At 42.0% G+C, this 10,829-nt stretch carries 6 protein-coding genes and 2 pseudogenes; 4 read left to right on the forward strand and 4 right to left on the reverse strand.

The annotated features are described in order from the left end of the window. The 4 genes and pseudogenes from ACYVTD_RS06890 to ACYVTD_RS06905 form a co-directional block, all read left to right on the forward strand. Positions 1-2,730, forward strand: a pseudogene (locus tag ACYVTD_RS06890) (hypothetical protein); the annotation flags it as partial. After that, on the forward strand, positions 2,727-7,283 hold the full coding sequence (locus tag ACYVTD_RS06895; RefSeq protein WP_461247039.1) for a SpoIIE family protein phosphatase: 4,557 nt from the start codon (positions 2,727-2,729) through the stop codon (positions 7,281-7,283). The pseudogene ACYVTD_RS06890 and the gene ACYVTD_RS06895, both read left to right, overlap by 4 nt. Continuing rightward, the gene (locus ACYVTD_RS06900; RefSeq protein WP_461247040.1) at positions 7,273-7,593 is read left to right on the forward strand and encodes a hypothetical protein; all 321 of its coding nucleotides are present in this window, start codon (positions 7,273-7,275) and stop codon (positions 7,591-7,593) included. The genes ACYVTD_RS06895 and ACYVTD_RS06900 overlap by 11 nt, the downstream gene beginning before the upstream one ends. Positions 7,594-7,703: 110 nt before the next feature. Continuing rightward, on the forward strand, positions 7,704-8,210 hold the full coding sequence (locus ACYVTD_RS06905) for a hypothetical protein (RefSeq protein WP_461247041.1): 507 nt from the start codon (positions 7,704-7,706) through the stop codon (positions 8,208-8,210). A 3-nt stretch (positions 8,211-8,213) separates the two neighbouring features. Here ACYVTD_RS06905 and mnmA read toward each other — a convergent pair whose 3' ends face one another. The 4 genes and pseudogenes from mnmA to ACYVTD_RS06925 form a co-directional block, all read right to left on the reverse strand. Then, entirely contained in the window at positions 8,214-9,266 is a 1,053-nt protein-coding gene (gene mnmA / locus ACYVTD_RS06910; protein WP_461247042.1) for a tRNA 2-thiouridine(34) synthase MnmA, read from the reverse strand. A gap of 19 nt (positions 9,267-9,285) precedes the next feature. After that, positions 9,286-9,828: a rubrerythrin gene (gene rbr, locus ACYVTD_RS06915; RefSeq protein WP_461247043.1), complete on the reverse strand. Its 543-nt coding sequence runs from the start codon at positions 9,826-9,828 to the stop codon at positions 9,286-9,288. A gap of 56 nt (positions 9,829-9,884) precedes the next feature. Further along, entirely contained in the window at positions 9,885-10,400 is a 516-nt protein-coding gene (locus tag ACYVTD_RS06920; RefSeq protein WP_461247044.1) for a COG2426 family protein, read from the reverse strand. Then, positions 10,385-10,829, reverse strand: a pseudogene (locus tag ACYVTD_RS06925) (hypothetical protein); the annotation flags it as partial. The gene ACYVTD_RS06920 and the pseudogene ACYVTD_RS06925, both read right to left, overlap by 16 nt.

Raw genomic sequence — 10,829 nt, forward strand, 5'->3', positions numbered from 1 at the left:
CTTTTAAACGACCCCGAAAACGCGGAAAAAATTCTTACGTTGTCAAAACAACTTAATTCTATTGAGAGCGAAAATAGTCCGCTTCTTGTAAATTTTGTATCCAGAACTCAGGAAATAGCCCTGTTTAACGCCAACAGAAACAGGTTAGCTGATATTTTTAACAAAGGTAAAGAATTATTGGACAAGGGCGATTGTGCGTCCGCTATTAGGGTTTACGCTGACGGCATGAATATTATGCGCGATGAATTTTTTGCGTCAGGTTACGGGGCAAATATCGAGAACGAAGTCAGGCGAGAAACCGAAAGGATCAATTCTGTACTTGCTTCTTTCCAGCAGACAAGTTCGCAGATGGGAACAATTTCCGCGGAGTTGGCTAGAGTAATCAACACAGGAAATTTAACGGGAACAAATGAAATCATAAACAGATTAACGCCGACAATGGACAGATTTATCGGGTTAAAACAGGAGTTGTACGCCTCTGATATGATTCTTTCCAGAATTCTTAACAGAATCAGGGAAAGAGAACCTGATATGGTTGATCAAAACCATGTTTCATTTATAAGAATAAGCATTAACGGGAGAGGCGAAGACAACATACAAGAAGGAATGTTAGGCGCTTTTGACATATACTGGAAAAATTCAATAGGCTCTGTTATCAATGCCATTACGCAAAATCTTCAAAAAATGAATTCTGCGTCGCTTACCGCGTTTAACGGCAAAGATTATGCAACCGCCGTTTCTTCCGTAAGCAGAAGCGCTGATTTTGTAAATCTTTCTCCGCAATTTTTTGACAAGCACAGACAACTTTTTGCCGGCGGAAGACCGCAAACTTTAACTCTTTACGGAAGTAATATTATGCGCGAAGATATTCCGCAATATCTGGAAATAAAAGCTCTAAGTGAATCCAATAATACTCTTGTACAGGCGGCAAATACCGGTATGCGCCTGAACATTGATCGTACATTTATGAACCGTTGGCGCGACGGTTCCATTAACGCTACTGCGGCGATAAACGGCGAACAGCAGACAAGAAATACAATTACAGGAACGCAAAATACTTTAAACAATGTCAGAACAAACGCCAACCGAATAAATACGGAAATTAGCGTATACTATAAGACTGCTTGTATTACAAACGCGTTGTCCGCCGTAGATACTCTTTATTCCCAATTAGTTACGGAAGAACGCCAGTCGGCTCAAAGGTATTACGGCATATCTTATGGCAGTCTTCAAAATAACATTACCGCCAGAAAAGAATCATTGGAAAAAGGCAAAAAATATCTTGACGGCGAAACCCGCACAAGCAACGGCGTTGTTACAGTTTTACGTTATCCTGCCGAATCACTTGCGGAACTTAACACTATGCTTTCCGCATTAGCTGTAGATTTACAAAACGGAAATAATATTATAGGACAACTAAAAAATGAACCGCAGACAATTTTAGATGATCCGGAAATTTTAAATACAAGCGTAAAGTGTCAGCAAGCTATAAATGAATTAACCAACATTCGCGCGCAAGCTCTTCCAATAGCGGAAACAGCCCGTAGCCGCTCAACTCAAGCTGAAGCGTTCAGGCAGGAAGGAGAGCGAATGTTCAGGGAAGCGCAAAACGCTTTCCAAAGACAAAACTATGACACCGCGCGAGAGAGAATTCAAAGAGCTTCAGACAGATTCAGCGAATCTCTTGAAATACAAGAATCGGCTTCTTTGCGGCAAATGCGGGATACCCAATTAGTCAATCTTGGTCGTCAAATTGCGACTTCCGAAAACGAAGCGATAATCGCAGAAGTGCGTAATATGTTAAACAGCGCGCGTACCTTATACTTTGACGGCAAATTTCAACAGGCGGAAGACGCACTGACAAGAGCGAGAAACCGTTGGCGCACAACAAACTCCGATGAAAACGAAGAAATAATTTATTGGCTTGGCTTAATTCGTACCGCTATGTCAGCAAGCTCGGCGCGCGTAATTCCGCCGACCGCTCCTCTTTACGCTGAAATGAGTCAGATGTTAGGTCAGGCGCAAAGAAAATTTGACGAAGGCGTACGTTATATAAATTCAGGTCAACGCACGGCGGGAGTCGCTAAATTTGACGAAGCGCGTCAGCTGACAAGACAAGTCAGACTGATATTTCCCGTTAATCAGGAAGCCGGTATTCTGGATCTTAGAATAGAACAATTTTTAGACCCTGCGGCATTTAACGCTTCGTTTGAACAACGTTTAAGAACCGCCATAGCCGGAACAAAACAGCGTTCCATTGAAGCGTTTGCGGATCTTCAGAACTTGGCGGAAATAAATCCCAAATACCCGAATATAAAAAACATTATAACTCAGGCGGAAATTGATATGGGATACCGTCCGCAACCGCCAAATCCGGCTAATATCGCGCGTTCAAGAGACCTTACAGCGTCAGCCAGACGCATTTTAGAAAACAACACAACGGCGCAATATGAAGTAGCTCTTGCGCAATTAAATGAAGCCATTACATTGAACCCCAATAATACGGAAGCGCCGCAGGTAAGAGACCGATTACTCAGTAGAATGAGCGTTCCGGGGAGCATAGTTCTTTCAAGCGCTGACGAAGCCGATTATCAACGCGCGTTACGTGAATTAAACGCCGGCAACAACCTTGCGGCACTTTCGCTTGTTGAGCGTCTTATGCAGAATCCAAGAAACCGCAATATAACAAAACTGGTAGAATTACAGCGAAGGATACAATCGGTATTATGATGCGTTTAAACAAATTATTATTTTTTGTATTCTTCTCTTTTCTTGCCATATTCTCCGTTACCGCGCAAGATCTTTATTGGGAACAAGCGGAAACTTTTACACCAAGACAGGGAAAATTTCCAGTAAACGCGTATTCAAACGATTTTTCCGTAATCGCGTGGCAGGAAGTTACCCCTAACAAAGACGCAAGTATTACTTCCGGCGGTTTTATCAGTGTTTTTTTGGCGGTTAAAGAATCGGGGAAAAACTGGGTACAAAAAGGAATGGTAGGTGGACCATATACTTATTTAGGCACGGAACCGTCAATTTTAAGCATGGTAATTGACAGCAAAGAAAGAATTTTAATCGCCGCGGCTTCCGGTAACGCTCAGGCGGAGATACTTATTTCCGAAAATAGAGGACAAAGTTTTTCAAAACAAAAAATAAATTTGGGGTTTGAAAACTCTGTAGCTCCGCGCCTTTATGTCCGGGCGGACGGAGGGTATCTTCTTTTTGTTACAAGGGGACAAGCTCAATCTGTTTCTATTCTTTATTCACGTTCAGAGAATGGAATTAACTGGTCGTCTTTTGATTTCCTTACGCCGGAAACCGCTTTCTCGCTAAACTTCCTTCCTGCGCACACAAGTCTTGATCGCAAAGATGTTGTATTTTTTCAATCTCTTGCCATTGGAGCGGATTCATCATCAACATATCAACTTTATTACAGAACAAGCGAGGACGGCGGCAGAACATGGACGCCGTCAAGACGTTTTACGACATTTAACGATCCTGTAGTACAGAATCAAACCAATGTTGATAATTTTGACAATCAAAGACCACATCTTTCAAGATACGGAGACAACCTGTTACTGGTTTGGGAAAGGCGATTATCCAACAGAACGCCTCAAATATACAGTGCGGTAATTAATTCAAGCATGAACATTGTAGGCAGGGTTGAACGCGTAAACAGTTCTGAAGCGTACTGTAATAATCCAATCGGGTTTATTTACAATAACACTCCTAATGTGGTTTGGTTTGATAATCGAAGCGGTAACAACAGAATAATTTTAGCCCAACGCGGAGATTTTGACTGGAAGAATCATATAATTTCCGGCGTTTCAGATGAAGCTTCTTTTGCAAGACCTGTCGTATCCAAAGACGGCGTTTTTGTTTTTTGGCAGACTACAACGAAGGATACAAGCCACATCTATATGCTTGCGCCGGATCATTCTGTCGCAAGTCCAAGGATAACCGCAGTTAATTTTACGCCGTCAAAAGTAAGTCGTTCCGAAAAAGCCCGCGTCACGTGGAATATTCCGTCGGATACTTCCGGAGTCTTTGGATTTTCATGGAGTTGGAGTCAGGATCCAAACGCAACGCCGCCGGAACAGGTAATGGTTTACAATATAGGCAATACATCAAATTTAAATTTGGAAAATACCGCGACAAGCGACGGCGCATGGTACTTTAGCGTCCGCGCCAATGATTTTGCGGGGAACTGGTCAGAGCCGGCAAAAATTACTTACAACAAAAAAAACACGCCGCCGGAACAGGTAAAAATAAATGACCCGCAGTTGGACGAAAACGGATTTCTTTTATCCAACAATTTTAGTCTGTCATGGGAACCATCATCAGACCCATTTATCGCAGGCTATACATGGAATCTTCAATATCTAGGCGTAAACTCTGGAGCGGCAATAAGTCCTCCGCCTTCTTCAATTATGGGAACAAATACCTCGGTAAAATATTCAAATCAAGACGACGGTATATGGGCATTTTCGGTATCTGCTATTGATCAAGCGGGTAACATAGGACAGCCGTCCAATATAACTTTTAAAACCAATAAATTTATTCCCTTTACAAGCGTAAGCTATATTGACGCCCAACAAGATCAACAGGGAATACTTTCAATCAGGATAATCGGCAGAGGATTTACAGCTAACGGACAAATAACATCAATAGTTTTGGAACAGGAAGGACACCCCGATTTACCCGCAAACAGTTTTAACATATTATCCGACAAAGAAATCGGCGGATTAATTTTTGAAAATATGAACGAAGGCAAGTACCGATTAAAATTAAAACACTCTACAAGAGGTTGGTACACAGCAGATTCTTTTATTCCCGTCGCCAGAACCGGAACGGTTAAATTCGGCGACTATTCAAATGAATGGAAACCTTCATGGAAAATACAACAGAAAGGATTGATAACATTTAATCCTATTATAGCGCTTGCGGTATTACTGGTTGCTCTTTGCGCATTGGGATTAATTGCCACAATCCGGGGCATAGCCGGAGTTATTTCGGAAAGCGCGGTAATCAAGCACGAAGCGCTTGCAATCATTACAGGAGATTTTATGCTGATAGAAAAAAAACAAAAAACAGCGCAAATGTTAAAAAGAGGAATTGGGCTTAGGTTTAAACTTGCGTCATTTACAATCGGTCTTATTCTCCTTGTTATCATAATGATTTCTACGCCAATGTATATCATTATGACAAAAACACAACGGGAAACATTGCTAAAAAGTTTGTGGGATCGTTCCAACGTATTGCTTGACGGGCTTGCTTCAAGCGCCAGAACTTATTTGCCTATGGCGATTCAATCCCGAGGCGAGCGCGGCGCGCTTGAGTTAATGTACCTTCCGTCAAACTCCGCCGCTCTTTCCGAGGCGAACTACATAACCATTACAGGCTACGGACTTAATTCAATACATACGGATCATGTCTGGGCTTCAAACGATCCTGATATTGATTCAAAGACTGACACAACCGAATTACGTCCCGGCGTTACGCGATTAACCGACGTTATTACTCCTCTTTATGATAATTTTGCAGAAGAACTTAACACCCGCGCGCAACGGGAAGCCGGAGAACTTTCGCAAAGCATTACAACAATGACGGATCAATTCCTTGCCCTCGCTCTTCGCACGGACGCGCAAGGCGAAAGAATGCGCGACGATATTCAGGCGACAATAAACGGGTTAAACTTAAAACTTAACGATATACTTACAAGAATTTCAGGTAATATAGGTTCATATCCTGAATTCTCTCTTGATAACATAAGCAACAAAAAATATATTTTCTATAAACCAATAATGTATCGGCAGATGGCGGACAATAATTTCTTCCGCGGATTAATCCGTCTTGAGGTCTCTTTAGATTCAATTATAAAAGAAATCTACCGCGGACAGATGACAATTTTGTTAACTATCGGAGTTGTCGCATTTATAGTTTTATTACTCGGCATTATCGGGGCATTTACATTCTCAAGGTTAATTATTAAACCAATTACAAACCTTGTAAAACATATCGAAATAATCCGCGACACCGACGATAAATCAAAATTGATGGGAGTAGATATACAAATTTCCAGCAAGGACGAAATAGCAATTCTTGGAAATACAATCAACGACATGACGCATGGTCTTGTAAAAGCCGCGCTTGCCGCTTCAGATCTTTCAATCGGGAAAGAAATACAGAAAAAATTTATTCCGTTAGACGTGGACAGTCAGGGAAATAAACAAAGCAGCGGTTTTAACAAAAATAAAAATTTGAATTTCTTTGGTTACTACGAAGGAGCCAAAGGCGTATCTGGAGACTATTTTGATTACAAAGATCTTGACGGTCGTTATTACGCTATTATCAAATGCGACGTAGCCGGAAAAGGAATCCCGGCGGCACTTATCATGATTCAGGTAGCGACCATGTTCCTTAACTATTTTAAACAGTGGAAACCCAATGAAAAGGGAATGCACATAGAAGAAGTTGTGTATCAGATCAACGACTTTATAGAAGCGCTTGCGTTCAAGGGACGTTTTGCAGCTTTCACTCTTTGCTTGTTTGATTCGGAAACTGGAGTAGTCCGCTTCTGTAATGCGGGCGACAATATCGTTCATCTTTACAGCGCAAAAGAAGGCAAAATGAAAGTTATAACCCTTCCGCAATCCCCCGCAACAGGCGTATTACCCAACTTTATGATTGAATCCTCAGGCGGCTACAAAGTTCAAACCCTCAAAGTAGAAAAAGGCGACATACTGCTACTCTACACTGACGGTATTGAAGAAGCAAAAAGAAAATTCAGAAACCGCGAGTTTAAGGAAATAATCTGCGAAGAAGGAGCGGTAGGAACTCAACATGAAAACCACCTTTGCGGACAAGCTGACGAAGAAATGTCCCCTGAGCGCGTAGAAGCGATTATTAATGCGGTAATGGCGCGCGAAGTTTATACGTTGCAGAAATACCATAATCCTGAAGAAGGCGATTTACAATTCGATTTTTCATCATGCGAAGGACAAGTAGAAGAAATAATCATGGCAATGGTTTCTGTGGAAAAAATGTTCAGATGTTACAAACCTGCAGACGCGGGGGAAGATTCCCGCGTATTGGTAGATAAAAAAGTAGATGAATTTCTTAAACACCATTTTGTACAATATAGGCGTTATTGCGCACATACGAGGGAACACCCTGAAAATCCCGCGTATATGTATTATACTCATATTAAGGAAGATGAGCAGTACGATGACCTGACGATTCTTGGAATAAAACGAAAAGGAGGAAACAAAAATGACATTTAGCGAAAGAATGAAAGACCTGCTGGAACAGGGCTGGACTGCGTCAAAAGAATTTGCCATTAAAGCGGGCACAAAAGCGCAGGATTTAGGCGAAAGAGGCTTATTGATGTGGGACATTAAACAGCTTGAAAACCAGGCTCAAAAACTGTTAACCCGTATGGGAAACGAAGCCTACATTGCGTTTACAGAACGGGATCAAACGTCAATTGAGCGCGAAACCGCAGCATTTAAAACCATTCTGGACGAACTTGCCGTAATCAGAGAGCAAATAGAAAAGAAGGAATACGAGTTAAAAAATCGACCTTCCGTATAATTTTTTGTTTGCGGTTGAAAGTTGAAATATAAACAGTACCCTTCATTTTGCCGATAATTAAACGGGGGTGTACCATTAAAAAACTAACAATTATTATCTTTGCGTTATTCATGACAATGACGCTGTATGCGCAAGCGCAGACACAACAGGCGCAAGAGGAAGTTACCGTAAAATTCCACAACTTTGCCTGGGGCACAAGCATGACGGATTTTAAAGCCGCAATGGGTAATCCTGTTCATGTTGAATCCATGAACGGTTTCCAATCGTTAATTTACGATGATATAACCATAGCTGGTTACAAGGCGTATATGGTAGCGTATTTTTCCAAAAAAGGACTGGAAGGCGGAGCTTACTATTTTGATACAAACAATTTGGAAGAATTACAGAAGTGCTATACCGCTGTCCAAGACGATCTTGTAACACATTACGGCGCTACCCCGCCGGCTCCCGCAGGACGTTACGAAAAATTACTCAGAGAAATGCGGGCTTATGAATCATGTTGGGATTTGCCGAGCGGATATATCCACTTAAAAGTTAACACGCGCAAAAGCGATCCTGTTACCCTTTGGATTTCTTTCCCGACACTTACAAAAATTTTAGACGGTGCTTCATCATAGACTCTACTCTATCGTTCCGCCGCCTACTACAGTATCTCCGTCATACATAACAACCGCTTGCCCCGGCGTAATTGCGCGCTGGGGTGAGTCAAATTCAATGTGCAGGCGGTCTTCCCCTATTTGTTCAGCCGTTGCGCTTTGTTCCGCCTGCAAGTAGCGGGTTTTTACCGTTACATGCATCGGTTTTTTTAAGTCTTCACAAGCTATAAGATTAATCTCTTTGGCGGAGAGCGATTTGCGAAAAAGAGCGTCGTCTGTCCCCAGTGTTACGGTATTATTCGCTATTGACTTATCCGCTACATAAATTGGAACATTGGCGGCAACGCCTAGTCCCCTCCTCTGCCCGATAGTGTAGCGGATAAGCCCTTTGTGCGTGCCTATTTTTTTCCCTTCCATATCGATAATGTCGCCTGGCGGATATGTCTTCCCTGTGTAACTTTCTATAAAATTTCCATAATCGCCGTCAGGCACAAAGCAAATGTCTTGGCTCTCCCCTTTTGCGGCATTTACAAATTTTTTGTCCTCGGCGATTTTACGCACTTCATTTTTGGAAAGTCCGCCAAGCGGAAAACGGGAACACTGGAGTTGTTTTTGCGTAAGACAGTAAAGCACATAACTTTGATCTTTTTTTTCGTCTAACGCTTTTAAGAGCAAATATCTGCCGCTTGAGGCATCTTGCATTACACGGGCATAATGACCTGTAACAATATAGTCAAAATCAAGCTGACGGGCGCGAAGAAGGAGCAGATTGAATTTTATATGGCGGTTACATTCTATGCAGGGGTTGGGCGTCGCACCCTGCTCATAAGTTTCTATAAAATGGCGTATAACCTGTTTGTCAAATTCTTCGGTAAAATTAAGAACATAGTGATCCATGCCAAGACTAAAAGCCACATTTCTTGCGTCGTTTACATCGGCAAGTGAACAGCAACGGCTCTCGCCTTTGTAAAGTTTTAGCGTTATGCCGACACATTGATAGCCTTGTTCAAGCATGAGGGCGGCGGCAACAGAACTGTCAACGCCGCCCGACATGGCGATTATCGCTTTTTCGCTCATTTTGGCGTTAAGCCGATTTTTAATAATTTGAAGCTTTAATCTGGAAATACGCCTTGGGGTGTTTGCACACGGGGCATACTTCGGGAGCTTTCTTCCCAACAATAATGTGTCCGCAGTTGGAACACTGCCAAACTTGATCGCCGTCTCGTGAAAACACTAAGCCGTCTTTAACATTGGCAAGCAATTTGCGGTAACGCTCCTCATGCTCTTTCTCAATCTTACCAACCATTTCAAATAATGTGGCAATATTATCAAAGCCTTCTTCTTTGGCGGTTTTAGCGAAACCGGCGTACATATCCGTCCACTCAAAATTTTCTCCGTCAGCGGCGGCTTTAAGATTGTCAGTTGTCGGCGGAACATCATCGTTATGTAAAAATTTAAACCATATTTTTGCGTGTTCCTTTTCGTTAAGAGCAGTCTCACGGAATATCGCTCCTATCTGCTGATAACCTTCTTTCTCCGCTTTTGACGCAAAATACTGATACTTGACATGCGCTTGGGATTCTCCGGCAAACGCCGCCTCTAAATTTTTTTCTGTTTTTGAACCTTTTAAGTTAGCCATTTTTTTCTCCTTAATAATGAGTATATGTGAAAATTAAAATGTAAACAAGCCGGAATTTATTGTAACTTTTTTATGAATAAATTTGCCGCCGAAATTCCAAAATAAACTACCACAGTTACGATAGCTCCGGCAATTGCTACGCCCAAGATTACAGCCGCCATTGTGCGTTTTTTGCTTATGCCGAGTATCCACGCTCCAAGCGTTCCAGTCCATGCTCCCGTTATGGGAAGCGGAATCGCTACAAATACAGCAATGCCAAGCCAACCCCATTTTTCTATTTTGCCTGAAAGTTTATTACGAGCTTTTTCTACAAACCTGTTAAAAAATTTTTTATACCAGCGAAAGCCGTCATTTTCGTTTATGCCGTATAATAATATGTGTAAAGTCACAAGAAATACCCAACAAAAGGGGGCGACAAGGGCGTTCAATGTTACAGAAAACAAATATGCCCAATACCAAGGGATACCGTTAGCCATTGCAAAAGGTATCGCACCTCGCAATTCTGAAATTGGCATAAAAGACAATAACGCCGTAAATGATAATACCGCTTGAATACTCATAATTTCTCCCATAACGGCGATGGATATACTCCGCTTGCCGTCAATTCCTCTATTTTTTTAATAGCCGCTTCCCTGTCTTCTTTGTACGTTACGCCAAACCAGTTTGAATTAGCGTGTAAAACTTTAACTTTAGTACTTCCGTTTTTAATAAAGTGATCTACCGCTTTGGGAATAAAACATTCGCTTTTAATTTGTCCTTTAACATCAGCAGAAAAAGTTTTAAGGTAGCCGTCAAAGTATTTTTGAAAATCAGGCAACAAAGACGGCGGAAAACCCCAAAAATTCATTGATACCGGAGTATCAGGTGCAAGATTGCGAATTGTGCCGTCGGGGGCGGTGTTAAAAATGCGACCGTCTTTTTTTTCGATAGCCGTAAGTTCGTCCACGCTGACAAGATAGCCGTTTTCAACTCCGCAAACGCCCCGTGCCACAGTACCCTGC

This window comes from Treponema sp. R6D11 (genome assembly GCF_054786075.1).